A 23,532-nucleotide genomic window follows, 5' to 3' on the forward strand; every position below is an offset into this window, starting at 1 on the left:
GGACCCATGTACGCAGCGTCTCCCCGGTGATCCCGAGATCCGCGGCCACCGCCGCGTACGTCCGCTTACCGCCCGACGCGCGATACAGCGCGACACAGCGCGACAGCATCCTTCTGGAACTCCTCCGGATACGGAGACTTCCGTCCCACCTGGACATCCCTCCCTGGACCCTCAAGATCCATTGTCAGGGTGTCCACTCCAAAGGGTCAGCCTCACCGTCCTTCGCCCCGCCCGCTGGGAAACGGCTCGCCAACCGCGATCGAGTCCTGCGCGAATGGCTGGACAACTCGGACAGCTTGATTCCCGTCCATCCGGTGCACGACCAGGTCGCGTGGGCCGGAGAACCGAACTGGACGGAATTGGCCCGCCTCGTCTACGGCCAGCCCAGCTACGTCTTCGGGCGCGGCAGCAAGGCCAGAGCCGAGCAACGCCGCCGGTGGGTCCGCGAGGTAGCCCGCGATCCGAAGCGCACTGTCGCGACGGATCACGGCCTCAACCTCCGCATGCTGCGGGCAGCCTGCTACGTCTTCGTCGCGCGGCGCTGACCGCCATGCGCGCCAGCGAGATTCACGAGATCGAGCGCGGGGCGCTCACCCAGTACTACGGCGCCCCCGCGCTCGCCTCCCAGAAGGTGAAGGGGACGACTCCCGGGCCCGCGGCTACTGGTGGATCATCGAGCCCGTCGCGCGAGCCATCGCGGTCGCTGAACAGCTCACACGGCACGACACGAGGGTCTTCACCGCGGTCATCGCGCAGGTCAAGGACCGCGAGGGTGGCTTCGACGCCACGAGGGACATCGACGACTTCATCGCCACCGTCAACGCCAACCGCGAGCACACCGGCCTCGAAGAGATCCCCGAAGCGCTGGTGCGACCCCACATGTTCCGTCACACCATGTCGATCATCGCGGCCCAGGAACCCGACGGCGAGATCGCGCTCGGGCTGCAGCTCAAGCACGCCACCCGGCGGGCGATGGCGAACCGCACCACGCTCGCCTACGGCAAGCCCGACGCGAAGTGGGGTAAGGAGTTCGACAACCAACTGCGGGTCGCCGCCGCCAAGAAGCTGGTCTCCCTGCTCCAGGCCCGCGGAGCCGGCCAGACCATTGCCGTCGGCCCCGGCGCGGCGCGATTCCACGCCGGACTCGACAAGGTCAACGACGTCATGGACCAGGCCGGGACGCTTCGCGCCCAGGTCGCCGACGAACGCCTGGAGATCACACCCTGCTGCGGGACGAGTTCGCCGACCTCCACCTCGGCACGGTCAACCACTGCCTGTGGAACGCTCCCACGGCCGAGTGCCAGAACCAGCTCCCGCGCGACCAGCGCGGCCAGGCACCGCTGCTGGGGGCCTGTCAGCCGTCCCGGTGTCGCAACTCGGTACTCACGCTCGCCCATGAGCCGATCTGACGGATGGAGGAGGCCGATCTCTTGGAGCTGCTGAAGAAGAAGCTGTCCAAGCCGCGGCGCGAGCAGGCCCTGGCCCGGCTCGCCGAGGTCCGCTCGGCAACCGCGCAGTTCGACAAGATGAAGGAGAACGCCTGATGCCGGTGTCCGCCGCCACGGAGACGAAACTCCGCGAGGCCATGGCCCGTTTGCTGGCCGGTGAGCCGCTGCACACCGACGGCGCGCTGACCAAGGAGAACCTGGCGCGCGAGGCAAAGGTCAGCCACGCCACCGTTCACCGCGCCGAGGAGATCCTGGCCGAGTGGAGCGCCAAGGTCGCCCGGCCTGTGCTCCGTACGCCGGGAGAGGCCCAGTGCGACGAAACCATCGCTGACTTGCGCAAAAGGCTCCGCGAGGCCACCACCAGGGCGACCGAGCTGCAGGGCAAGCTCGACGCGCTCGCCACGGTGACAGCGAACCTCTACTACGAAAACCTCGAGCTGAAGAAGAAGACGTATGTGCAGGGAGAGCGCCGAATCGCCGCCCTGCCTGCGTCGGCCCCCTGGCTGGAGTAACTCCGCAAGTGGGACGGCCACTGAGTCCTGTGCCTCGTGACATTTACAGGTCACGGCTCTGTTTGCGAGGGGCAGACGGGATACTCGCGTTGGTCAGTCGGTGAGTGGCTTGCGGGTTGGGGCGTTGCCGGGGCCGCTACGCGGGCCGCCGCGCCGCTCTCATGAGCCGAAGCACATTTCCCAGTGGAATGCCGAGAGGCCGGGCTCTGGGAGAGCACGGCCTCTCGGGTGGTGACGTGGCGCCTACCAGTAGGTACGGGTGATCTTGTCAGGCAGTCGCCCCTGCCGCTCCCCCTCCTGGAAGATCACCGACGCCGCAATCAGGAAAGAGCGGCGGACTTTCGGGTCCGGGTCGGGGTTTTCCACATTCCCGACGTTTTTGTCGAGGAGCATGTCGCCGAGGATTATTCCCTCCGGTGTGCAGAGGCGGGCGACTGATCCTTCCGGGTCGATCAGGATGCTTCCGGTGCCCCCTTCCGCGTTTTCCCAGGCGTAGATGGATCCCGCTTCGAGAGAGTGGATCTTCCTGCACGTCAGTGATGCTGTCACGGAGATTTCCACCAGTTCGCTCGCGCCAGGGATTTGATCACCTGAACCCTATACCGTCTGCCGCGGGCGCATGTTCGTCCCAGGTGTGGCCGGCGTCCAGGGTCGCCTGGTGGGCGCGGCGATAGTTCTGGTCGCCGTGCTGACGCATCCAGTTCGACTCGTACAGTTCATGTGCGAGCAGATCGAAATCGCTGGGGTGTGGATTTCCATTCTGGAGGCGTTCCCAGGCCCTGGCGATACGCGGATTGGCGTCGAATCGCAGCATTCCCGCGTCGAGCTGATGCGTTTCGATGAACAGGTGGTTGTAGATCTGATCCTTCTACGAACACCGCCGCCCCCCAGGCACCGACTGCATGAACCAGCACGCAGACAGGTCGATCTAGATCATTACCTCGTGTCGTCTGTCCACATCGAGATATCCGCAGCGCCACGACGGACAGCTTCTTCCGGATCCCGGGCGAGCTTCCCGCAGGCCGCTGCGACGTCCGGCGTACCGTCCGATCCCACGAGCGCGTCATGCACCCCGGTCTGCAGCCAGTCAGCCTGGTTGTCGTCAGCTTCGGCAACCGCGAGAGCGATGAGGCTCATCGCCGCTACCGTTCCCACCCGAGCCAGGGCCGCTGCCGTCTGCCGAGTCACCGCCGTGTCCTCGACGTCCAGCAGCAGCCCCACCAGCGCTTCCGCGGCCTCGGGAACACCAGCGAAGGAAGCAAGGTCGGCCCCGGCACGAGCACGTTGCGTCCATGAAGGAGACGACGCCTCAGCCAAAGCGGCCCGCAACCCACCTGTCATCTCTGGCTCGGCCAGACACTCTCATGCTCCACGAAGAAGATCGAAGTTCGGGTCGGAGTTGCCCGCACGCTTGACGAAGAACATAGAGGCACCCCCCCGCAATCAACTGCAACAGGCGCAGCAGGTCATGGGCTTCGGCGAGGGTGAGCACCTCCAGGCGTGGGGCCGCAGCATCCTGTGCCGGGATGAGGCTGGCGACGGTGGTGGGGTCGTGTGCGTCCATACGCGGTTCAACGCGCAGTGGCGACTGGCGGATGTGCTTGGCAGGGTTGTCCGGGCACGGCCATCGCTTGGTCGTGCCGCGCTGTCGCGGCCGGGTCCAGCACTCCCGGGTCCACCGCCCCCGCTGCCGATGCGTGATCGTGACTCCGCGCTGCGCAACTTCACGCCCCACCTGATGGTCAGAGAGGCGCCGGAGGGTTGGCTTCCGGCGCCTTTCCGTGCAGATCAGCGCACGTATCCATACAGAGATCGGGGTTCAGATGGGGAAGAAGGTCTGGCGAGTCCTTGTGGCCGGCGGGGCGGCGGCGGTGTTCGCTGCCGTTTCGGCGGCACCGGCGGGCGCGGCCGAGGGCGGGGTGTCGTTCACCCGCATCAAGGTGAACGGCGGCAAGCCCATCGTGATGGGCGTGGGGGCGGTCAGTGCGCCCACCTCGTTCCGTATGACGACCACCCACAAGTGGAAGTGGCCCGCGGTGTTCCTGTACCGGGGCAGTACGGGCAACACGCTGTGGCACGCTGTCGAGACCAGCGACTGCGTCCACGCCGGTCCGGGCGTCTGCGACTTCACCGGGGCGTTGGACTTCGACCCCCGCGAGTGGGACACGCTCAACAGCCAGGCCGGGGCCTGGAAGGTCGGGGCCCAGGTGGTCTTCTCGGGCGGCGGCGGTGACACCGACGGCACAGACCTCACGGTCTACCTGAAGCGCAACAGTCGTCTGACCGTCAACGCGGCACCCGAACCGGTGGTCAAGGGCAAGACGATCACCGTGACCGGCAAGGTCACGCGGGCCAACTGGGAGACCAAGAAGTACGCGACCTATGCGGACCGGCTGGTGAGCCTCCAGTTCAAGCCCAGCGGTTCCTCTTCCTACACCACGGTGAAAAAGGTGCACGCAAACGGCTCGGGCGCCCTCAGGACAACCGTGAAGGCGACCAAGACGGGCACCTGGCGCTGGGCCTACTACGGCAACACCACCACCGGCCCCTCGACCTCGTCCGGGGACAACGTCGTGGTGAAGTGACGACGTCCGGCTCGCTCCCCGACTCCTTCGCCTCCTCCGCTGGCGCGCCGCCATCATGGGACCGAAGAGGGAACGCACGGTCAGGGGCGGGCCGGACCAGGGGTGGCGCCCGGCGCGTGTTGTCTTGGCTGCGTCATCACCCCGCCTCAGCGGTCAGTTGTTCTGCGAAGCGGGCCACAGACGCGGGTTCCGCGGTGTTGAGCTTCTGGTCACGCTGCATCGCTCGCGCGTACCGCACCAGGTCCTGCGGCTCGAGGGCCGCCAGTCGCTCGCGTGCGGTTTCGAGCAGCTTGCTCGCGGACTCCAGCAGTCCGGACTCGTCGAGGGGTCGCGCGGGCAGCCGCACCCCCTCGACGAGCAGGCGCGGGACGGCGCGCGTGAGGTGGATCCCGCCGATCTCCCGGACGGTCAGGGACACATGGGCCGACAAGCCCTCGTCCCCCACCGCGGAATGGGCGTATCCGCGCGGGATGTAGAGCACCTGCCCCGTGGTCACTGTCGCTTGGAGCAGGACGGGACCAGCGTCTCCCGCGACCTCTCCCGCCTGCCAGTGGTGATCGGGCGGACCGCTTCGGACCGTCCACCGCTTGCTGCCCGCCACTTGCAGGAGGAGCACGTCCGCGTCGTCCCGGTGCACCGCGAGCCCTTGGGCTCCCGGTGGCGTGACGAAGAAGAACGCCTCCACGCGCCGGCCCGTCTCGTCCGCGAGGCGGGCCACCAGTTCGGCGGTGGGGCGATGCCACTGCTCGGTGTTCCGCAGGAGGAGTGTCGCTCCCTTCTGCAGATGGGCGAGTATGGCTGGACCGTCGGCGAAACCTACGATCGGTCTGGCGCCTACTTCGCGGGCTTCCGTGTACTCCTTGAGCGCCATTTCCTTGCCCGCTCGGACCATTTCGACGTGCGGAGACCTGAGTGTTCCCTGTGCCAGAGCGGCGTCGATGTCGTCGAGGCCCATGGGTGGGGGCGGCGCCGTGTCGAAGACCGCGGGCTCCCGCCGCCAATACGTGGAGCCGAACGTCTCGACATCGCCCACCCAACGATGCATCTCTGTCGAATTCATGGGATTCCTGTTTCGTGAGAAGTGTGTGCCTCACCTCAGCCGCCTGCGTGGGGTGTGCCGTCAGCCGGCGCTCCGCATACTGTCGTTTCCCAAGGTGTGACTCAGGACGGCGAGTTGCATGCGGTTGGCTGCCCCTGTCTTTTCCCGCAGGCGCCGCAAGTGCGTGTCCACGGTGTGCGGGCTGATCCCGAGCCTTCTGGCGATGCTGCCGTAGGTGAGACCTTCGGCGAGAAGTGAGAGCACCTGCTTCTCGCGAGGAGTGATGGGGGCGTGTGTCGAGTCGGTCGAAGTCACCGTGGCTCCCTGATTCTTCGGGACAGTGCGATGCGATGAGAGTGTCACCGCATCGACTTCGACCTCCAGCACGCTTCCTCTTCAGCAAGTGGCCCGGCAGCATGAAGAACAGTAGACATAGGGCGCAAGACCGTACTTATCACCGACTTTCCGGGGTCGCCGGCGGTCGGGGCCGCGGGCTCAGCGTGACTCGTGGGCACGCAGCACGTGTGCCTGTGCGGCGACCTTGGCCAACGCCTGCCCCCAGCGCTCCACGTGGTCGCGGATGTCAGTCGAGTACACCGGTAGCCGCAGAGCGCGCTCCAGGTAGCGCAGCGAGCCCGGGAACTCCTTCGGGTGGTAGTGCCGATAACCGCGGCCCGCACCGACGTTCGGGGTGAAGGTCCGGGAGTGCCAGCTGCGGTCCGTGAAGACGGGCTGGCAGTGCAGGGGCGCCGAGCGCGGCCTCGACAGCGGCACCCCTTCCGCGGCCGCCGCGCGTACGAACAACTCGGCGGAGAGGCCTCCGAGTTCCTCGGGGACGTAGAGCGGCTGGTAGCTGTAGTAGCCGAGCGCGTCCATGTAGGGGGCGCGGGCGGGCGGGCGCAGGCCTGGGATGCAGGTGAGCAGCTGGTCCAGGAGTTCGTAGTTGGCCTGCCGGTGGCGCAGTGTCTCGGGGAGTGCGCGCAGGGAGCCCCGGGCCAGGGCGGCGCCGACGGGGTGCATGCGCAGGTTGTGGCCGAACCCGGTGCCGGCGAAGCGGGCGTACTCGTCGCTGGTCACGGCTTGTTCGGCGCGGTCGAGGAAGTGGCCGAGCATCACGGCGCGTTCGTGGATCCGCTGGTCGTCGGTGAGCAGAATGCCGCCCGTTCCGGCGCTCACCGTCTTCTTTGCCTGGAGGCTGAACGCGGCCGCGTCGCCGTACGAGCCCACGTGCTTGCCGGCGCAGATCGCGCCGTGCGCCTGCGAGCAGTCCTCGACGACGGCGAGCCGGTGCCGGCGTGCGAACGCCGTCAGCGCGGGCATGTCGGCGGGGACGCCGTTGAGGTGGGTGACGACGACGGCCCTGGTGCGGGGGGTCAGGTGCCTTTCCAGGTCGGCGGGGTCGAGGTTCCCGGTCCGCTCGTCCACGTCGGCGAGGACGGGTACGGCGTTCACGGCGAACAGCGGCATCACGGTGGCCAGGAAGGTGTAGGTGGGGGCGAGCACCTCGTCGCCGGGTTCGAGGCCGATCCCGAAGAACGCGGAGTACAGCGCGGACGTACCGGAGTTGACGGCGAGTGCGTGTCGGGCGCCGACCAGGCGACCGAACTCGGTTTCGAGTTCGTGTACCTGGCCCTCGTCGCCGACGTAGGCCCCCTCGCCGCGGCGCAGCATCGCCGTGACGAGGGCCAGGTCCTCTTCTGTGGGCGGTCTCGGCCGCGGGTCCGGCAGCCTGCTGGTCGTGGGTTCGCCGCCGAGGAGCGCCAGGGTGGTGGTGTGCGGGGGCGGCATCATGGTCTCCTGCCGGGTGGGAGGGGGTCGGCTGCGTCCGGGGCCGGCGGGCCCTGTTTGGTGAGCCGGTCCGGCGGGGGCGCGCCGAGCAGTTCGGTGAGTGCGGCCTTTACCGAGGCGGCACGGAGGGTGCGCACGTCGCGGGCGGCCAGGCGGGTGAGCAGCGGCCGGTTGACGACGGCGACGGCACGGTGGCTGCGTACGGTCCACGCCAGCAGTCCCAGGGCGCTGCCGAGGGTCTCCCGGTTGTCGTTCCACAGCGCCGTCCGGGTGAGCAGACGACGCAGCGTGCGGCGGGTCACCCGCCACAGGGCGACGCCCAGCGGGACGTCCAGCCAGATGACGGTGTCGGCTCGTGCGGCCAGCAGCGGGTGCGTGTCGTGGTACTGCCCGTCGATGATCCACCTCTCCCCTGCCGCGAGTCCGCTCACGACGGCGTGGAATGCGTCGCTGTCGGCACGGGTCCATCCCTGGTGCCAGAAGTGCGCGTCCAGTTCGTGGTGGGGGTGGCCCAGCCGGGCGGCAAGCCGTCGGCCCAGCGTGGTCTTGCCCGCGCCGGGCGGCCCCAGCAGCCAGATCCGCCGGGGCGCCGGGGCACGTCCGGGCATGTCCGTGCCGCTGAGGTCGCACGTCACGCCGTCGTCTCCTGTTCCGCGTACGGGCGTACGGCCCGCGGGCGCTCCAGCAGGCGCAGCAGCATGTGCTCGCTCTCCTGCGTGGTCATGTCCTCTGTCACGTCGAAGAGGTGCACACCGCCGCCGTACTCGACCACCGGGTTGCCGCCGAGTGCCGCCAGTGCGTCCGCGTCCGCGCCCGCGGCCAGCAGCCTCCTGCCCAACGCCGTACGGGCGAGGGGCATCGGTGTCCAATCGTCGGTGAAGTACTTCTGGATGGTGAACATCGCTTCGACGGGACCGGGAGACAGATGCACGCCGTTGAGCCGGGTGCAGACCTTCCACGCCCGGAACGTGGCGCGGTCCTGGTACAGCATGTGCTTGACCGAGCCGGGCCGGGCCTGGGCCGGGTCGGTCGCGCCGATCACATCGCGGCGCATCTGGTCGGTGGGCCGGTGCGTCGTGCAGGTCAGGAGGGCGACCGCGCCGCCGGGCTGCTGGAAGTGGGCCAGCTGCATGGGGTGGAAGGCGTTGAGGACCACGAACCTCTCGCCGTCGAGCAGGAGTTCCGTCGTGTAGACCCCGGCAGCGGCCTTGACGACCGGCAGGTTCCGGGCGAGCGCGTCCAGTGCTGCTGCCGTCACATCCGGTCGTTGCGCCAGCAGTTGGTGTCCGCCGAGGATGCGGGTCGGTATGGCGTCCGGGTGCTCGGCGGCGTCCTGGGCGTACCGCTCGGCGAGCCGGTGCCGGGCGTTGGGCGGCAGGGCGTCGAGGCCCTGGGTGGAGACCCGGTTGAGTACGGCGTAGTGGTGCTCCAGCATGCGCCGCGCCGTGATGTCGGCCGCGCCGACGACGCGGGCGGCGCCCAGACGCAGGCCGCCGGCGGTCAGCCTGTCCAGTACTCGGCCCAGCAGACCGGCACCGGTCAGGGCGGCCTCGGCGAGCAGTTCCGGTTTCAGCATCAGCAGGAACTGGCTGCCGTCGTCCGGGTCCGGCGGGGAGTAGGGGCGGACCCAGCCGCTTTCCGCGGCGGCGGGGCCGTCGGCGGTGACGGCGGCGGTCGCAGCGAGGAGGTCGGCGGCGAGCGAAGGGTGTGCCGTCACCACATCGTCACCCCGGTGACGATGATCTCGCGGGTCAGTTCGGCGGTGCCGGCCAGCGCGTCGTCCACCGTCTTGCGGACGAGGTCCTCCTCCGCCGGGTCCTGCGAGAGTCCGTGCACCCGGACCACCACCTCGTCGGGCCGGTCGAGCGGGGCTTCCTTGGACGTGAAGATGTGTGTCTCGACCGGCTTGCCGAGCAGGTCGTGCAGTTGGAGTGCGAGCTTCCTGGCCAGCACCCCGTACAGCTTGCCGGTGTGGTCGAGCGGGTTCTTGCCGGCCGGCGCCTCGATGCTCATGGATCGCATCGGTGTGATCAGCCCCGTCACGCGGTTGCCCCGGCCCACCGCGCCGACGTCACCGGTGTCCGCGACGGAACCCAGGGCGGTGAGGTAGGGCAGCCCGTTGCGGTCCGTGGGGTTGACCGTGAGCGTCGGTGTGCTGCCCACGCTCCGCGTGAGCAGCGTGAGGATCTCGGCCTGGCACGCCTTCTTGCGCTCCAGGTAGTGGGCGAAGGAGGTGATGCGGCCCGCGAGGAAGGGCATGTTCACCACGAAGTTGAACGACTCGCCGCTGCGGCTGCCGAACACCTTGACGTCCCAGCCGGTGTCCGCGTTGCGGTCCTTGAAGTCGGGCCCGTTGATGAACTGCTCCACGTCCAGCACGGCCTGTTCGAGGCGGCTGAAGGGCGCGTACGCGTGCAGGAGGTTGGTGTCGTTGGACACCAGGCCGGGGTCGCCGATGGCGATCAGGTCGTCGGCGGAGCGTGGGCGGTAGCGGGAGTTGCGGCGCCCCGCGCCCTGGTGGTCCACGATCCGGCAGTCGATGACGAGGTGGCGCTCGGCGTCGAAGCCGGTGCTCACCCGGTCGAGGACCTCGGCGGCGGCCTGTCGCAGGATCTCTTCCAGCGGGATGGGCCGGTCGCCGCACCGGTAGGCGCCCTTGCCGGCGAAGAGCACGGTGTACGGGTTGGTCAGCTCGCCCCGGCCGTAGTCGAGGTGGGCCTCCCCGCCGAAGATCATCACCTTGTCGAACCAGTGGTGTGCCACCCGGCCGAAGTGTTCGAGGCAGTACTGGGAGTACAGCTGGGAGGCGCGCTCCGCGATCGCGTCGCACATCGTGTCGGGGTGCCCGATGCCCTTGCGCTCCACGAGCTCGTAGGGCAGCTCCTCGATCTGCTGGGCGTGGTCGGCGTAGACCGAGACGCTGTGCGGAGTAGTGGCTGCGGACATGGCTGCTCCTCGTTCGGGTGGGCCGGACGGCCCTGTTCTGGGGCGGGAACGGATCGGTGCGGGGCTCGGCGGTGGACCGGCTCGACCGTGTGCGGGTGGTGCGTGCAAGGCATGTGGGGCGGGTCGCGGAGGAGGCGGGCTTCCTCAGTTCCAGAGGCTTCGCAGGTGCTGGGCGCCCGCGGTCAGGCCGGTGAAGGACTGGGCCAGCTCGAACCCTGGTACCTCGGCGGCGAGGAGCCGCCACACCTCGTCCGTCTCGGCGGGCGAGGGGCGCGGGAAGTAGGGCAGCAGGAAGTCGGCCTGCTTCACCACCTGGACGGGGGGTTCCCGGCGCAGGCGCCGCGCCGTCTGCTCGGGGGTCAGTTCTCGCAGTGCGGTGTCCGCGGCGTCGGGGACGAAGCGGGGGAAGACCAGTGCGGTGAGCGGTGCCGACGGGCGGACCCCGGGGGCGCCCAGCAGGTTCACGAGTTCCGCGGGCAGCAGCATGACGGGGGCGGGCCTCCCGGCCGGTCCTCCCGGGCCGGGTGGGCGGGCCGGGTGGGCGGAGCGCTCGGGCGGCGCGAGACCCAGGGCGGTGAAGGTGTCGGACCGTACCGAGACCGACCGGGGCCAGCCGTGCCCGGTCCAGCCGTCCGGGGACCGGGTGACGCTGAGGTCGTCGTTGCCGACGAAGGCGGCGCCGGCGCGCATGGCCGCCATGACGGTGGAGGTCTTCCCCGTGCGCTTGGGCCCGATCACGGCGATGCCGCGGTCGGCCCGACCGGCGCCCGGCGCGGGCGCCGCCATCCCGGCGTGCAGGAACAACTCCTGAGCCCGCGTGGCGCGTTGCAGGCGGAGCAGGATTCTCGCGTACCGGGCGGCGAGGTGGGTGGCGAAGTCGAGGGCGCAGGCGGGGTCGAGGAACAGACGGCGGCGCACATGGTCCACCGTGAGCGTGGCCGTGGGCTCCGTCGGGGCGGTGATCGTCACGTGTTCGAGTTCGGCCGGGTCCGCCCCCGCCTCGGGCGAGTGCTGGATCGACCAGGTGCTGTCCGGCCGGTGGTGCGCGTCCGGCTGCGAGACGGCGACGAACGGAGCCAGCCGGACCGCCGCGCCGCTCACGAGGCGCGCGGGTCCCGTCAGGTGTACCCGTGCACCGGGGACGGACAGGTGGACCGCCGTGTGCGCGTCGGCCCGGCCCGGACCGCGCACGGCCGTCATGACGTGCCGGCGCCGGACAGGCGCCGGATCACCGGGTCCAGCAGGCGGCGCGCGCGCCGGGCTCCGTCGAGGGTCCAGTGGACGTACCAGTCGAGGTGCCGGGGGACGGTGTGCGCCATACGCCGCAGCCGGTCGGGAGTGGGCACGAAGTACAGCTCGAGGAGCGGGGTGAGGACTGCCGCCTCACGGTCTGCCAACGGCTGCCCGCCGGCGATGCCCGCGACCACGGTGGCGGCACGGTCCGGATCGATGTCCAGGCTGCCACGGGCGATACGGCCGAGGAACAGCGCCGCCTTCGCCAGGTCGTACGCCCGGGGTCGGAGCTGGACGGCGTCCCAGTCCAGGAGCGCGCGCAGTGTGCCCTCCCGGTCGAAGACCAGGTTGGAGCCGGCGACCTCGCCGTGGGTGAGGACGGCGGGCAGGGTGTCGTAGCCGGCACCGCCCAGCTCGGCGACGGCCCGCTGGTGAACGGCGCGCCAGGCGGCCACGGCGTTCGTCCGCCGCGGCGCCGTGAGCACGGGCGCGAGCGCACGGTCGAGCTGGTTCCAGCTCTCCTCGCCTGCGGCGCGCCAGAACGCGATCTCGTCGCCGGGGCTGGTCGGGGCGTGCCCGAACGCTGTCACCGGCAGCCGGTGCAGGGTGTTCAGCGCCCGTGCGGTCTGCGTGAGGTGAGCGGGCGAGTCGGGGGCGAAGGGCTGACCCGGCCGGTACGGGCGGAGCTGCCACTGCCGGCCGTGGTGGTGCGCCACCGGGGCGCCGTCGGGGGTCGGCACGGACAGCGGGACGGGGAGCCCGGCTTCGGCGGCCAGTTCGCCGGCCGCCCTCTGGAAGTCGAGCCAGGCAGCGGTGGTGGGCTGGCCGAACGCCTTGAGGATGACCTCACCGCGGTCGGTGCGGAACCGCCAGAGGTCGTTGACGCTTTCGCGGCACAGCCGCTCGGCGCGGGAGGCGTCCAGGCCCCAGCCGGTACGCAGGACCGCCGGGCCGGGGTCGTCGGCGGCGCAGGGCTGCCAGCCGGTCTTGTCCACCGGCCCGGAGAGGGCGGGCGGCGGCGCCGTGGCGGGCGCCGCGTCGGAACCGGCCGGGGCCTTGGCGGTCATGCCGGGTCCTTCGCCGTGACGAGGTCGGCGACGGCCCCCACGGAGGCGAAGTTCTCGAATGACAGCTCGTCGTCCTCGAAGGTGATGCCGAAGGCGTCCTCCAGGTTGAGGGTGAGTTCCACGCTGAGGAGCGAGTCGAGTCCGTGGTCGACGAGCGGTTCGTCGTCACCGAACGTCACCGCGGTGCCCAGGAGCCGCTCCAGCTCGGTGCGGATGATGTCCCGCACGATCTTCCGGTCCATGTCAGGCCGTCCTTACGAGAGAGTGGTCGTCCACCGAAGCGGTGAAGGGCAGAGGCGCGTGGGCGTCGCCGGGCTCGGACCGCACGGCGGTGACGAAGGCACGGAAGGCGGCGAGTGCCTGCGGCTCGGACATGCCCTCACGGGGACTCTTGAAGAGGAAGGCGCAGACCGGATCGATCACGCCGGCGAGTTCGCGGTCGGCGGCGGCCTTCGCCACCCGTACGGCGTTGGCGACCACGGCCGCCGCGTTCGGGCTGTCCTCCACCTCCAGCCGCACTTCCATGGCGACGGGCGCGCCGATGATGTTCTCGGCCTCGATGCGCAGGAAGCACACCTTGCGGTCGCCGAGGTGTTTCACGTAGCCGTTGGGGCCTGCGGCCACGTCGGTCGCGTCGATCCCCGCGTTGGTGAGGGCGCGGCGCTTGGAGACCTGCTTGCTGGCCGACCGCGCGGGGTCCGAGAGGTTGAGGAAGTCGGTGTTGCCGCCGACGTTGAGCTGGTAGGTGTCCTTGACCGTGAGCCCGCGGCCGATGAGCAGATCGAGCAGCGCGGTGTGCAGCGTGGTCGCTCCGAGGTGGCTGCGCAGGTCGTCGCCGAGCAGAGGGACGCCGCTGTCCTCGAAGAGGGCGGCGAGGCCGTCGTCGCCCGCGACCGCCTCCGGCGTGGCGTTGACGAACGCTGTGCCGGCCGCGGCGCAGGCCCGCGCATAGGCCCGCACGGCGTCGGTGGCCCCGGTGGGCAGGAAGCACACCAGGACGTCGGCGGCTGTCCTGCGCAGTTCGGCGGTCACGTCCTCGACCGTCGTCGTCTGCGCGGCCGGTGCGACGTCGACGACACCGGCGAGCCGTCCGGCGATGCCGTCCAGCGCCGGTCCGGGACGGACCAGCACGCCGGTGTCGGGCACCTGGACGTGCTGGACGGCCACGGTGGGGCTCTGGCGCAGAGCGTCGGCGAGCTCCCGTCCGATCTTGTTCGCGTCCGCCTCGAAAGCCGCGACGAAGGTCAGGTCGGACAGGTGGTAGCCCCCGATCCGGTCGTACATCACGCCCGGCTGTTCCTCATCACGGGTGAGGGCGGAGGCGGCCACCGCCTGGACGAAGCTCGACGCGCACGAGCCGGCTCCGGCGAGCGCGACCCTGATGGTGCGTTTGGTCATCAGACACCTCACGTTCAGTGCGAAAGCAGAGTTCTTGGGGGTTTCCACCGGTGTTCGGGCCCTTGCCGACCGGCCCACCGGCCGTCCGGCCGTCGTGCCCGTCCTTGTGCCGGGTGCGGTCACAGGGGGACCGCACGGCGTTCCCGGCGCTCGAAGACGTGCCATTCGCGGTAGCCGAGGGCGCGCAGGCGCCGCCGGACCTCATGGAACTGGTCCCCGACGCGTTCGGGGTCGTGGGCGTCGGAACCGAAGGTCAGCGGTATGTCGTGCTCCCGCAGCCGCCCGAGCAGACGGTCGCTCGGATACCAGCCGCCGCACCGCTTGGTGCTTCCGGAGGTGTTGACCTCCACCACGACGCCGGATGCGGCGATGGCCTCGACCATGCGGTCCTCGGCCGGCGTCCGGATCTCGTCCAGGCGGGGGCAGTTGCCCCGCAGGGCGTCGATGTGGCCGAGGATGTCGAACATGCCCGACCGGGCCGAGGCCGCGACGAGGTCGCAGTACCGCTCCTTCTCCGCGAGCAGATGTTCCTCGGTGGCTCCGGTCCACCGGTCCCGGTGGAAGATGTCCGTGTCGCCCACCACGTGTACGGAGCCGATGATGTAGTCGAGTTCGAGGTCCGCGTACGTCCGCGCGTAGAGCTCCGCGTGGTCCGGGAAGAAGTCCGACTCCACCCCGGTGAGCAGCCGGATGCGGCCGCGGTACTCCTCGCGCAGCCGGGCCGCTTCGGCCAGGTAGGCCCCGAACTCCGACCTGGCCATCGCCACCCACGGCTTGTGGTGGTCCGCTTCCTCGGCGAAGAAGGGCGAGTGGTCGGAGAAGCCCAGGGTGTCCAGGCCGGCGGCGAGCGCCGCCTCGACGTAGTCCCTCAGTTCGCCGCGGGCGTGACCGCAGCGGCGGTGGTGGGTGTGCAGATCGAAGATCAACGCGCTCGCCTCACATCGCCGTGTAGCCGGCGTCGACCATCAGGTTCTCGCCGGTGACGTAACTGGCCTCGTCCGAGAGGAGGAAGGCCACGGCGGACGCGATCTCCTCGGGGTCCGCGGTGCGGCCCAGCATGTGCCGGCCGCCGATCTCCGGGTCCGCGTCGGCCTGGGCCCGGTCCATCCCGAGTTGCTCGCGGTGGAAGCGTTCGTTGTTCTTGTTCCAGACCGTGCCGGGGTTGACCGCGTTCACGCGGATGCGGTCGGGTGCCAGGTCCATCGCCATGCAGCGGGTCATGTTGGCCACCGCCGCCTTGGTCGCGTTGTACGTGAGGTACCCGGGCTGCGCGATGTGCCCGGATATCGAGGCGATGTTGACGACGGACCCCTCGCCGCGTTCCCGCATGTAGGGGGCGGCGTGCTTCACGCACAGCGCCTGGCCCATGATGTTGACGTCCATGATCCGGCGCCATTCCTCGACGGTGGCCTCCAGGCCGCGCATGATGAACACCGCGGCGCAGTTCACCAGTTGGTCGACACCGCCGAAATGGTCGACCGCTTGTCCCGTCATGTTCCGGACGGATTCCTCGTCGGACACGTCGGTGTGCACGAATAGGGCGGCGGGCCGGCCCGCAGTCTCGTCGATCTCCTGGGCGGCCGACTTTCCGAATTCCGCATGGGAGTCGGCGATCACCACGTTTCCGCCTTCTTGGACGACCCTGTCGGCCACGGCGCGCCCGATTCCCTGCGCACCGCCGGTGACAATGACGGTCTTTCCCGCGAGCCCTCGCATTCTTCACTCCCAAGTACGGTGCCTGAGCGGCGCGATGGACGGCCCCGGTCCCGGGGCACACGCGGTGGGGCGGCTGCCGGACAACACCGCGTTTCTTATGGCGAACAGCCTGTCACAGGGGGTACGGGGCACAGAAGTAGCGAAATCTCGTGACGGCCCGCGGCGTGTTCCGCTCCACATCGCCGACTACAATCGACGGCACCGCAGATTGCACGCAAGGCGTCCACTGCGATCTCCTGGCCCCGTCATTCCAGGCCGGGGAGAACGACCCTTCGGCAGAAGGCACGCAGACCGTCACACTCTTTTCAGCCCACAATGCGAGGGACTTCCATGGAAAAATCCCGGCTGATTGCCCCCGCCCGGTCCGCCTCAGCCTCCGAGCCCGGTGGCCGGCCGACCGGGACGAGCCAGACGGCCCGTGACCACCTGGTGTACCGGGACATCTGGGCCCAGGAGGGAATCCGGCCGCCCTCCGACACGGCGCGCGCGATGATCGACGCGCTGGCCTCCTCGGCGGACGGCCGACGGCCCCACCTGGCGGACCTCGGGTGCGGTGCGGGGCGGCACGCTCTGCACGCCGCGCGCCAGGGCCTGCGGGTGACCGCGATCGACCACAGCGCCCACGCCGTCGCCGAGTTGCGGGGCGCGGTCGACGAAGAGGGGCTCGACGGCTGCGACATCCTTCAGGGGGACGCGTTCGGCTGGTTGCGCGGGCTTTCGCCGGCGACGCTCGACGCGGTCGTCTGCTTCGACTCGGTCCACCACAGCAGCGCCGACCCCGAGCGCGTCGAGGAGACGGTCGCGCTGCTCGCCGACCGGACCCGGGCGGGCGGCTCGGTGCTGGTCACGCTCCTGTGCGACATCACGTACTCCACGGGGGAACGTCCGCCGGGCCGGTTGCTCGTCGGCGCAGAGGACGGCGCCGCCCTGCTGGACCGCGCGCTCGGCGGTCACCACCTGCTCACCGACCGGCGCAAGCCGGTGCGCGTGGCCCGGACCACGAGCATCTCGCCGTCGACGGGACGGCCGGTGCCCGCCAGTTACGCGGCGACGCGCGTCCTGCGCCAGTACCGGATCGGCTGAGTCCCCCCGCCATGGCCGTCGCCGCAGCCGGATCTCTGCCCGCCGTCCGTTACGCGGCGTTCGATCTCGACGGGACGCTGCTCGACACACGCGGCCGGCTACGGCCGGGCTTGGCCGACCGTCTCGCCGAACTCGCCGCGAGCGGCCTGGCGCCGCTGGTGGTCAGCGGCCGGGCCGTCCGTTCCTTCCGCGAGCTCGCGCTGGCCCGCCTGCCGTCGTCGGTGCTGGCGGACGAGGTGCTGCTGGGGGACGGCGCCGTGGTGTTGCGGCGGTCGACCGGTCGCGTCACGGCGTTGCGGTGGCTGCCGGCCGACGTCCTGCGCACCCTGGCGGACGGCGGCGCACGGGACTTCGTGGCCGAGGCGGGCGGAGAGCTCGTCGCCTCGTCACGGCGTGCGGCCCTGCTGTACACACGCATGTACGCGTTGAGCCGCTCCGTCGTCACGGTTGACGCCCACCCCTCCCCCGCTCGCGGCGAGTTGACGGCCGTCACGGCGTTCGACGCGTCCGAAGACCTCGCCCGGCGGTGCGCGGCGCGGCACGACACCGATCGCGTCGGCCCGTTCGGCGCGTTGCTGATCCGTCCGCAGGGGACGTGCAAGGCGTCCGGACTCGCGGCCTATCTCGCGCAGCGGGCGGGTCGGCCGGCCCTGGATGCGGTGGCCGCCTTCGGTGACGCGTTCAACGACGCCTGTCTGCTCGCCGCTTGCCGTCTGGGGGTGGCGGTGGAGGGGGCGGACGAGGTCTGCGCCCGCTGCGCCCACGTCCGCCTCGACCGGCCCCTCGCCGACTTCCTGTCGGGCTTCGGTCCGGAACGGGCGGCCCGCCTGTCACAGGCCGCCGCCTCCCCCGGTACGGCCCGTCGCGGCCGCCGTGGAGCCACACCCTGCTCGGGGGCCCACCGCAGGCCGGGTTCACAGAGCACACCCCCCGCCGTATCAAAACGGCCGACCTGACCGTCGCTGAGGACGACGTCCCTCGTTTCCGGGACATGGCCCACGGGACGAGAGCGTCAGGTACGAGACCGTCAGGTTCGTGAAGGAAAGGAACTCGAGAATGCACGAGACAACGGCGCAGGAAGCACACGCGGAGCCCGCAGAGGCGGATCTCGTCCTGCGGCCCACGGTGCGGGTGCTCCTGCTCGACGAGGCCGACCGTCTGCTCCTCTTCTCCAGCCAGGACGAGAGCGACGGGCACACGTTCTGGTACCCGGTCGGTGGCGGCGTGGAGCAGGGCGAGAGCTACGAGGAGGCCGGTGCGCGAGAGGTCGCGGAGGAGACCGGGCTGACCGGGCTCGTCCTCGCGACGGAGGTGTGGCGGCGCCGCAAGACCGGAGTGATGGGGGGCGTCGCCTACCTCTTCCACGAGCGCTACTACCTGGCCCGCGTCCCCGCCTTCGACATCAGCACCGACGGCTTCACCGAGAACGAACGCTCCTCCATCGTCAGTCACCGCTGGTGGTCGCCGGCCGAACTCGCCGCGACAGCCGACCGGTTGGTCCCCGACGACCTGTATCCGAGGCTCGTCGACCTGCTCACCGACGGCGCGCCCGCCGAGCCGATCGACCTGGCCCCCTGACCGATCGGGCCCCGAACCGTACAGAAAGGAATGGTGTGATCACTCCACAGGACATCCGGCGCTCGATGATCAAGATGGTCGCGCGGGCCGAAAGCGCGCACATCGGCGGGAATCTCTCGGCGGTGGAGATCGTGCACACGCTCTACTCGAAGGTGCTCGACGTCGACCCCGCCCGGCCCGACTGGGCGGACCGGGACCGGTTCGTGTGCAAGGGCACTGCGTCGGCCGTTCTCTACACCGTCCTCGCCGACCGCGGGTTCTTCCCCGCCGAGCGGCTGTCCGCCTACAAGGCCGACGGCGGCCTGTTCCCGGTCACGGAACGCTCGGAACTGCTGCCGGGCGTCGAGGCCTCCACCACGTCCATGGGGCGCAGCCTGTCCCTGGGGATCGGTATGGCGCTGGCCGCGCAGTCGAGGGAGCGGCCGTACCAGGTGTACGTCCTGGCCGGTGACGGCGAGTGCCAGGAGGGGCAGGTGTGGGAGGCGGCGACGCTGGCCCCCGCGCTGGGGTTGGACAACCTCACGCTCATCGTCGATCACAACGGCTTCCAGGCGTTCTCGTCGTCCGACGCGCTGATGCCCCGCTCCGACACCGGCAAGCGGTTCGCGGCCTTCGGCTGGGACGTCCATGAGGTGGACGGGCACGACGGCGACGCGCTCGCCGACGTCCTGCTGCGGCCCAGACATGGCCCTCGCTGCGTGGTCGCTCACACGGTCAAGGGGAAAGGACTGACGTTCATGGAGAACGACGTGACCTGGCACGGTCGCAGGATCACCAGGCCCGAACTCGCGCAAGCCCTGCGGGAGCTGCGGTGAGCGCCCCGGCGATACCCGCGGCCGACACCACGGCGGCGGTGGAGGAGGAGGGGGTCAGCGCCCTGTTCGGGCGTTTCCTCACCGACCGGGCGGCGGTCGACGAGGACCTGTACTACATCACCGCGGACAGCATGTCCGAGTCGGATCCCTTCCCCCGGCGGTATCCGGACCGCTTCGTCAACGTGGGGATGGCCGAGCAGAACGCCGTGTCCATCGGCTCCGGGCTCGCCCAGTCCGGAAAGAACGTCTACCTGTCCAACATCAGCACGTTCCTGCTGTACCGGCCGTTCGACCAGATCCGGCTGGACGCGGCCCACGCGAACGCGCGGCTGCGGCTGATCGGCACCAGCGCCGGCCTCAGCCGGGCGATGTACGGCAACGCCCACATCTCCGTCGAGGACATCGCCGTCCTGCGTGCCTTGCCGAACATGACCGTAGTCGCGCCGGGTGACCGCACCGAACTCCTCGACCTGCTGGCCGAGGTCGACCGGTTGCCGGGGCCCGCCTACATCCGCCTGCCGACGGAGAGCACGGTGCTGCCGGTCCTGCATCCGCCGGGCACCCGCATCCGGCTGGGCCGCTCCGCGGTGCTGCGTGAGGGCGACCTCGGCACCCTCATCGCCACCGGCCACGTGCTGGAGCAGGCGGTCGCCTGGGTCGACGAGTGGCGCCGCAAGGGTTTAGCCGTACGGCTTGTCAGCATGCCCTCCATCAAGCCGCTGGACACGGCCCGGGTGGCCGAACTCGTCGCGGAGGGACGCCCGATCGCCACGTTCGAGGAGCACTCGGTCATCGGTGGCCTGGGCAGCGCGGTCGCCGAGACGGTCGCGGAGGCGGGAGGGGGTGTGCCCTTCCGCCGCATCGGGCTGCCCGACCGCTACCCCGGCAGGCCCGGGAGCGCGGAGTACCTCAAGAAGGTCCTGGACGTTCCCGGTTCCGAGCAGGTGCTGGCCTGGTTCCTGTCCGCGCCGGGCGCGCGGCGGCCGAGCCCCGTGCGGGCCGCCGCTCTGGTCGACAATCTGTACTACGACGGGGCGGTGTACGACCAGCGCTACGCCGACTACGCCGACGACGTGCCGTTCTGGCGCGATCTGGCCCGCAGGCACGGCCCCGACGTCCTCGAACTGGCCGCCGGTACCGGCCGGATCAGTGTCCCGCTGGCACAGGACGGACACGACGTCACGGGGATCGACGTCGCCCCCGCCATGCTGCGCGAGGCCGAGCACAAGCGGACCCCCGGGCTGCGGCTGAAGCTGCACGAGGCCGACATGCGCGACTTCGACCTGGGCCGGCGTTTTCGGCTGGTCCTGCTGCCGTGCAGCTCGATCAGCCACCTGCTGAACGACAGCGATCTCGCCGCGTGTCTGGCGCGGGTGCGCGAACACCTCACCGACGACGGCGTCTTCGCCCTCGACCTGGTGAACCCGGCGGCCACCCTACCGACCGAGGCGGACGGCCGGTGGCGCCCCGCCTTCCAGTACCGCGACCCGCGCGACGGCCGGGGCGTCGCGGTGCGCCGGGCCCGGCACTACGACCCGGTCAGCCAGGTCCTGGTGGACGAGATGGAGTACCGCAGGGACGGCGTCGAGCACGTCGAGCGGGTGACCAGGCACAGCCGGATGCTCACCCTGGAGCAGGCCGAACGGCTGCTGGACGAGGGCGGGTTCACGGTGACGCGACGCCACGGCGGATTCGCCGGTGAGCCGTGCACCGCCACCTCGCGGCACCTGGTGCTCGTGTGCACCAAGGACAAGGAGGAGAGCCGATGACCAGTACACAGGCGGACGCCTTCCGACGGGACGGATTCGTCCGTGTCCCCGGCCTGTTCTCCCCCGCCGAGGTGGCGCCGGCCCTGGCCGCCCTGGAGGAGCTCAGGGCCACCGTCCTGGCCGGTCCCGAGAAGCACGCCGTCCGCTACAGCTCGCGCCCGCCCGGCCCGATCGACGTGTGGGGCGTCAGCCACATCATGACGCCCGAGCTGTACGACGACAGGCTCGCGGAGGTTCTCGCCCATCCGGGCCTGCTGGGCTTCGTACAGGAGGTGCTCGGACCGCGCCTGCGGTTCTGGACGGCGCACGCGCTGTGGTCGCCCCAGACCGTGGACTACGAGCTGTGCTGGCACAAGGACAACGAGGAGCACGAGCACTACGAGGCGTCGGGCCGGCCCACCCATGTCCAGTTCAACGTCTGCCTCACCGCGGACGATGCCTTCCGGGTGGTGCCCGGCTCGCACCGCAGGCCTCTCACGGACGCCGAGCGCGCGGAGATCGGCCGCCTGGGCAGCGGAGAGCTGCCGGGCGAGGTGCGGGTGCCGTGCGAAGCGGGCGACGTCCTCTTCTTCAACCACCACGCGGTACACCGGGGTTCCTGCGAGAACGGCGGCCCGCGCCGGACGCTCCACATGAACCTCCAGGCCGCGGACGAGCCGGTGGGCGGCCAGACCTCGTGGAGATTCATGCGCGAGCCCGGTTATCTCGAAACGGTCCATCCGACGCTGCGTGAAATGATGCGCCGCACCATCGAATGGGACGACGCGCACCCCATCTCCCGCGCCGAGGCAATGCGTCGTCTGCGGTCCAAGCGGGACATTCTCGCGCGCGACGCGAAGGTCACTCGATGAGTCAGGTATTCCGGGCCGCGTGTCACGAACTCGCGTGACTGCAAGGCCCGGACGCCGCGCTGATATTTTCTTCATGCGCCCCGGAATTACCGATCGGGGATTCCTTCACAACAAAGGAGTAGGCATATGGAGAACGTTTCCTTCGAGACCGTCGAAATCGATGCTCTCACGGACGAAGAGCTCGACGAGATCGTCGGCGGCACGGCGCCCGTCATCGCCGCCGGGTGCATCTGAGCTCGCTGAGCAGACCCGTTGAGTGAGCACGGTGGCCGGGGAGGGCGCGGCGCGCCCGCCCCGGCCACCGTCGCGTCCGGAGTACGTACGGAAAGGCAGCCCAGTGACCCAGCAGCGAACCGGCGGCGTGTCGGAGCTCTCCTACGCGCAGGAGCACGAGTACGGGCGGCTGCGGGAGACCCAGCAGCCCACGAAGGTCGTTCAGCTCGCCGAGCGGATCGAGGGCCCGCTGGACGTGCCGGCCCTGCATCGCGCCCTCTCGGCGCTGGTGACGATGCACGAGGCGCTGCGGCTGCGCGTGGGCACGGCGTCCGACGGCCGGCCCGTGCAGTGGCTCGCCGACGCGCCCCCGCCCGAGGGCCTGCTCGACGCCCGCCGGATCAAGGCCCGCTCACCGGAGCAGTTCGGGACGTACCTGGCCGGGGCCCGCGCCCAGGCGCTCGCGGAGCCCTTCGACCTGAGCAGCCGGCCTCCCTTCCGCTTCCGTCTCTTCCGCTACTCCGAGCAGCTGCACGCGCTCATCGTCGATCTGCCGACGCTGACCGCCGATCTCGCCAGCCGCTCCCTCGTCCGCGGCCGGCTGTGGGAGGCGTACGGCGCCGCGCTGGCGGACCAGGAGTACGCGAGCGACGGTGAGGGTGACGGGCTGCTCGCCGCGATCAGCCGGGCCCGCGAGCAGCACGACCGGCGTTCCGCCACGGTCGAGCACCGCTACTGGTCCCGCAAATTCGAGGCCATGGCCGCGCTGTTGGACGAGCCGGAGAACGCCGGGAGCGGAGCCGACGCCCCCTCCGACGATCCGGCACCTGCCGCGATCACGCGTTTCTCGTTCATTCCGGGCCCGGCCGTCGCCTCCCTGCGGCTCAGCTGCCGGGAGGCGAAAGTGACGCTCTTCCAGTTCGCGCTCGCCCATTTCGCCCGCATCTATTTCCTGCACACGACGCGGCCCGGTCTCGCGATGACGCTTCCGCTGGACACGCGGAGCACCGGCGAACGGACCGTGGTGGGCAAATTCTCCCGGGGCCTGCCGATTCTCGTCGAACGCTCCACTGATCTCACGACGCTCCTGCGCCGGATCGGCTCCGAACTGATGCAGACGATGCGTCATCAGCACATCGCGTATACCGACCTGTGCCGGGCGCGGAGAGCGCCGGGCCGGGCGGACGGCGACGGGCTGCGCGGCGCCATCGTCCGCTACACCCTGCACGCGGAGCGTTTCGTGGAGGCCGGTCCCGGCGGGCTGCGTCTCACGCACAACGCGTTCGCCCCGCAGGTCAACTACACCTGCGACGGCATCAGTTTCATCGTCAACGAATACCAGCAGAGTGTGACGTTCGTCCTCTGTTTCGACCCCCGTGAGTTCTCGGTGGCGCAGGCGGACCGCTTCACGGCGGACCTGAACACGGCGCTCGGCGCCGTCGCCCGCTCCGCGTCGCCGTGGGCCGTCTTCCCGGGAGACCCCTCGTGACC

Annotated in this window: 27 protein-coding genes and 1 pseudogene; 11 read left to right on the forward strand and 17 right to left on the reverse strand. The window is 70.3% G+C overall.

The features are described from left to right. Positions 1-149 (reverse strand): annotated as a pseudogene (locus tag ACZ45E_RS35820) (transposase); the annotation flags it as partial. Positions 150-314: 165 nt separating this feature from the next. Between ACZ45E_RS35820 and ACZ45E_RS35825 the strand changes: the two are divergent. Further along, positions 315-545 (forward strand): hypothetical protein, encoded by a 231-nt coding sequence (locus ACZ45E_RS35825; protein WP_468229487.1) that lies wholly within the window; start codon positions 315-317, stop codon positions 543-545. A 55-nt stretch (positions 546-600) separates the two neighbouring features. On the opposite strand, the gene ACZ45E_RS35830 is transcribed toward ACZ45E_RS35825, so the two are convergent. Next, the gene (locus tag ACZ45E_RS35830) at positions 601-891 is read right to left on the reverse strand and encodes a hypothetical protein (protein ID WP_468229491.1); all 291 of its coding nucleotides are present in this window, start codon (positions 889-891) and stop codon (positions 601-603) included. Between the two features lie 3 nt (positions 892-894). Between ACZ45E_RS35830 and ACZ45E_RS35835 the strand changes: the two genes are divergently transcribed. Together ACZ45E_RS35835 and ACZ45E_RS35840 are read left to right on the forward strand one after the other, a co-directional pair. After that, positions 895-1,443: a hypothetical protein gene (locus ACZ45E_RS35835; RefSeq protein ID WP_468229494.1), complete on the forward strand. Its 549-nt coding sequence runs from the start codon at positions 895-897 to the stop codon at positions 1,441-1,443. 100 nt (positions 1,444-1,543) lie between these two features. Next, positions 1,544-1,960 carry a hypothetical protein gene (locus ACZ45E_RS35840; RefSeq protein WP_468229498.1) on the forward strand — a complete coding sequence of 139 codons (417 nt, stop codon included), beginning with the start codon at positions 1,544-1,546 and terminating at the stop codon, positions 1,958-1,960. Between the two features lie 243 nt (positions 1,961-2,203). Here the strand turns inward: ACZ45E_RS35840 and ACZ45E_RS35845 are convergent, their stop codons facing one another. From ACZ45E_RS35845 to ACZ45E_RS35855, 3 genes are all read right to left on the reverse strand, one after another. Beyond that, positions 2,204-2,509, reverse strand: a complete 306-nt coding sequence (locus ACZ45E_RS35845; protein ID WP_468229501.1) for a hypothetical protein — start codon at positions 2,507-2,509, stop codon at positions 2,204-2,206. A gap of 37 nt (positions 2,510-2,546) precedes the next feature. Then, a complete protein-coding gene (locus ACZ45E_RS35850; RefSeq protein WP_468229504.1) occupies positions 2,547-2,774 on the reverse strand; it encodes a hypothetical protein in 228 nt (75 codons plus the stop codon). Between the two features lie 122 nt (positions 2,775-2,896). Then, positions 2,897-3,181: a hypothetical protein gene (locus ACZ45E_RS35855; protein WP_468229507.1), complete on the reverse strand. Its 285-nt coding sequence runs from the start codon at positions 3,179-3,181 to the stop codon at positions 2,897-2,899. A gap of 602 nt (positions 3,182-3,783) precedes the next feature. On the opposite strand from ACZ45E_RS35855, the gene ACZ45E_RS35860 reads away from it, so the two are divergent. Further along, the gene (locus ACZ45E_RS35860; protein ID WP_468229510.1) at positions 3,784-4,545 is read left to right on the forward strand and encodes a hypothetical protein; all 762 of its coding nucleotides are present in this window, start codon (positions 3,784-3,786) and stop codon (positions 4,543-4,545) included. 136 nt (positions 4,546-4,681) lie between these two features. On the opposite strand, the gene ACZ45E_RS35865 is transcribed toward ACZ45E_RS35860, so the two are convergent. The 12 genes from ACZ45E_RS35865 to ACZ45E_RS35920 form a co-directional block, all read right to left on the reverse strand. After that, positions 4,682-5,605 (reverse strand): JmjC domain-containing protein, encoded by a 924-nt coding sequence (locus ACZ45E_RS35865; protein ID WP_468229512.1) that lies wholly within the window; start codon positions 5,603-5,605, stop codon positions 4,682-4,684. A gap of 60 nt (positions 5,606-5,665) precedes the next feature. After that, on the reverse strand, positions 5,666-5,971 hold the full coding sequence (locus ACZ45E_RS35870; RefSeq protein ID WP_468229515.1) for a response regulator transcription factor: 306 nt from the start codon (positions 5,969-5,971) through the stop codon (positions 5,666-5,668). 108 nt (positions 5,972-6,079) lie between these two features. Beyond that, positions 6,080-7,372: a DegT/DnrJ/EryC1/StrS family aminotransferase gene (locus ACZ45E_RS35875; protein WP_468229517.1), complete on the reverse strand. Its 1,293-nt coding sequence runs from the start codon at positions 7,370-7,372 to the stop codon at positions 6,080-6,082. Further along, positions 7,372-8,007: an AAA family ATPase gene (locus tag ACZ45E_RS35880; protein ID WP_468229520.1), complete on the reverse strand. Its 636-nt coding sequence runs from the start codon at positions 8,005-8,007 to the stop codon at positions 7,372-7,374. The genes ACZ45E_RS35875 and ACZ45E_RS35880 overlap by 1 nt, the downstream gene beginning before the upstream one ends. Next, entirely contained in the window at positions 8,004-9,089 is a 1,086-nt protein-coding gene (locus ACZ45E_RS35885; protein ID WP_468229523.1) for a hypothetical protein, read from the reverse strand. The genes ACZ45E_RS35880 and ACZ45E_RS35885 overlap by 4 nt, the downstream gene beginning before the upstream one ends. Next, the gene (locus tag ACZ45E_RS35890) at positions 9,086-10,318 is read right to left on the reverse strand and encodes a methionine adenosyltransferase (RefSeq protein WP_468229526.1); all 1,233 of its coding nucleotides are present in this window, start codon (positions 10,316-10,318) and stop codon (positions 9,086-9,088) included. The genes ACZ45E_RS35885 and ACZ45E_RS35890 overlap by 4 nt, the downstream gene beginning before the upstream one ends. Positions 10,319-10,462: 144 nt before the next feature. After that, the gene (locus ACZ45E_RS35895) at positions 10,463-11,518 is read right to left on the reverse strand and encodes a hypothetical protein (RefSeq protein WP_468229529.1); all 1,056 of its coding nucleotides are present in this window, start codon (positions 11,516-11,518) and stop codon (positions 10,463-10,465) included. Beyond that, positions 11,515-12,618 carry a phosphotransferase gene (locus ACZ45E_RS35900; RefSeq protein WP_468229532.1) on the reverse strand — a complete coding sequence of 368 codons (1,104 nt, stop codon included), beginning with the start codon at positions 12,616-12,618 and terminating at the stop codon, positions 11,515-11,517. The genes ACZ45E_RS35895 and ACZ45E_RS35900 overlap by 4 nt, the downstream gene beginning before the upstream one ends. After that, positions 12,615-12,860, reverse strand: a complete 246-nt coding sequence (locus ACZ45E_RS35905) for a phosphopantetheine-binding protein (protein WP_468229534.1) — start codon at positions 12,858-12,860, stop codon at positions 12,615-12,617. Before ACZ45E_RS35905 ends, ACZ45E_RS35900 begins: the two co-directional genes overlap by 4 nt. 1 nt (position 12,861) lies before the next feature. After that, positions 12,862-14,016, reverse strand: a complete 1,155-nt coding sequence (locus ACZ45E_RS35910; RefSeq protein ID WP_468229537.1) for an inositol-3-phosphate synthase — start codon at positions 14,014-14,016, stop codon at positions 12,862-12,864. Between the two features lie 119 nt (positions 14,017-14,135). Continuing rightward, entirely contained in the window at positions 14,136-14,942 is an 807-nt protein-coding gene (locus ACZ45E_RS35915; RefSeq protein WP_356494166.1) for a histidinol-phosphatase, read from the reverse strand. 10 nt (positions 14,943-14,952) lie between these two features. Further along, entirely contained in the window at positions 14,953-15,732 is a 780-nt protein-coding gene (locus tag ACZ45E_RS35920; RefSeq protein WP_468229540.1) for an SDR family NAD(P)-dependent oxidoreductase, read from the reverse strand. Positions 15,733-16,062: 330 nt separating this feature from the next. Here ACZ45E_RS35920 and ACZ45E_RS35925 point away from each other — a divergent pair, with 330 nt between their 5' ends. From ACZ45E_RS35925 to ACZ45E_RS35955, 7 genes are all read left to right on the forward strand, one after another. After that, complete coding sequence (locus ACZ45E_RS35925; RefSeq protein ID WP_468229543.1) at positions 16,063-16,815, forward strand: class I SAM-dependent methyltransferase; 753 nt, start codon at positions 16,063-16,065, stop codon at positions 16,813-16,815. 11 nt (positions 16,816-16,826) lie between these two features. After that, the gene (locus ACZ45E_RS35930; RefSeq protein ID WP_468229546.1) at positions 16,827-17,771 is read left to right on the forward strand and encodes an HAD family hydrolase; all 945 of its coding nucleotides are present in this window, start codon (positions 16,827-16,829) and stop codon (positions 17,769-17,771) included. Positions 17,772-17,871: 100 nt separating this feature from the next. Continuing rightward, on the forward strand, positions 17,872-18,393 hold the full coding sequence (locus ACZ45E_RS35935) for an NUDIX hydrolase (protein WP_356494162.1): 522 nt from the start codon (positions 17,872-17,874) through the stop codon (positions 18,391-18,393). Between the two features lie 35 nt (positions 18,394-18,428). After that, positions 18,429-19,208, forward strand: coding sequence for a transketolase (locus ACZ45E_RS35940; RefSeq protein WP_468229549.1), 780 nt, complete (start codon positions 18,429-18,431; stop codon positions 19,206-19,208). After that, a complete protein-coding gene (locus ACZ45E_RS35945; RefSeq protein ID WP_468229551.1) occupies positions 19,205-20,977 on the forward strand; it encodes a transketolase C-terminal domain-containing protein in 1,773 nt (590 codons plus the stop codon). Before ACZ45E_RS35940 ends, ACZ45E_RS35945 begins: the two co-directional genes overlap by 4 nt. Then, positions 20,974-21,828 carry a phytanoyl-CoA dioxygenase family protein gene (locus ACZ45E_RS35950; RefSeq protein ID WP_356494159.1) on the forward strand — a complete coding sequence of 285 codons (855 nt, stop codon included), beginning with the start codon at positions 20,974-20,976 and terminating at the stop codon, positions 21,826-21,828. The genes ACZ45E_RS35945 and ACZ45E_RS35950 overlap by 4 nt, the downstream gene beginning before the upstream one ends. 337 nt (positions 21,829-22,165) lie before the next feature. Further along, complete coding sequence (locus ACZ45E_RS35955; RefSeq protein ID WP_468229554.1) at positions 22,166-23,530, forward strand: condensation domain-containing protein; 1,365 nt, start codon at positions 22,166-22,168, stop codon at positions 23,528-23,530. The last annotated feature ends 2 nt before the right edge of the window (positions 23,531-23,532 follow it).

The organism is Streptomyces sp. NPDC030991 (assembly GCF_055571235.1).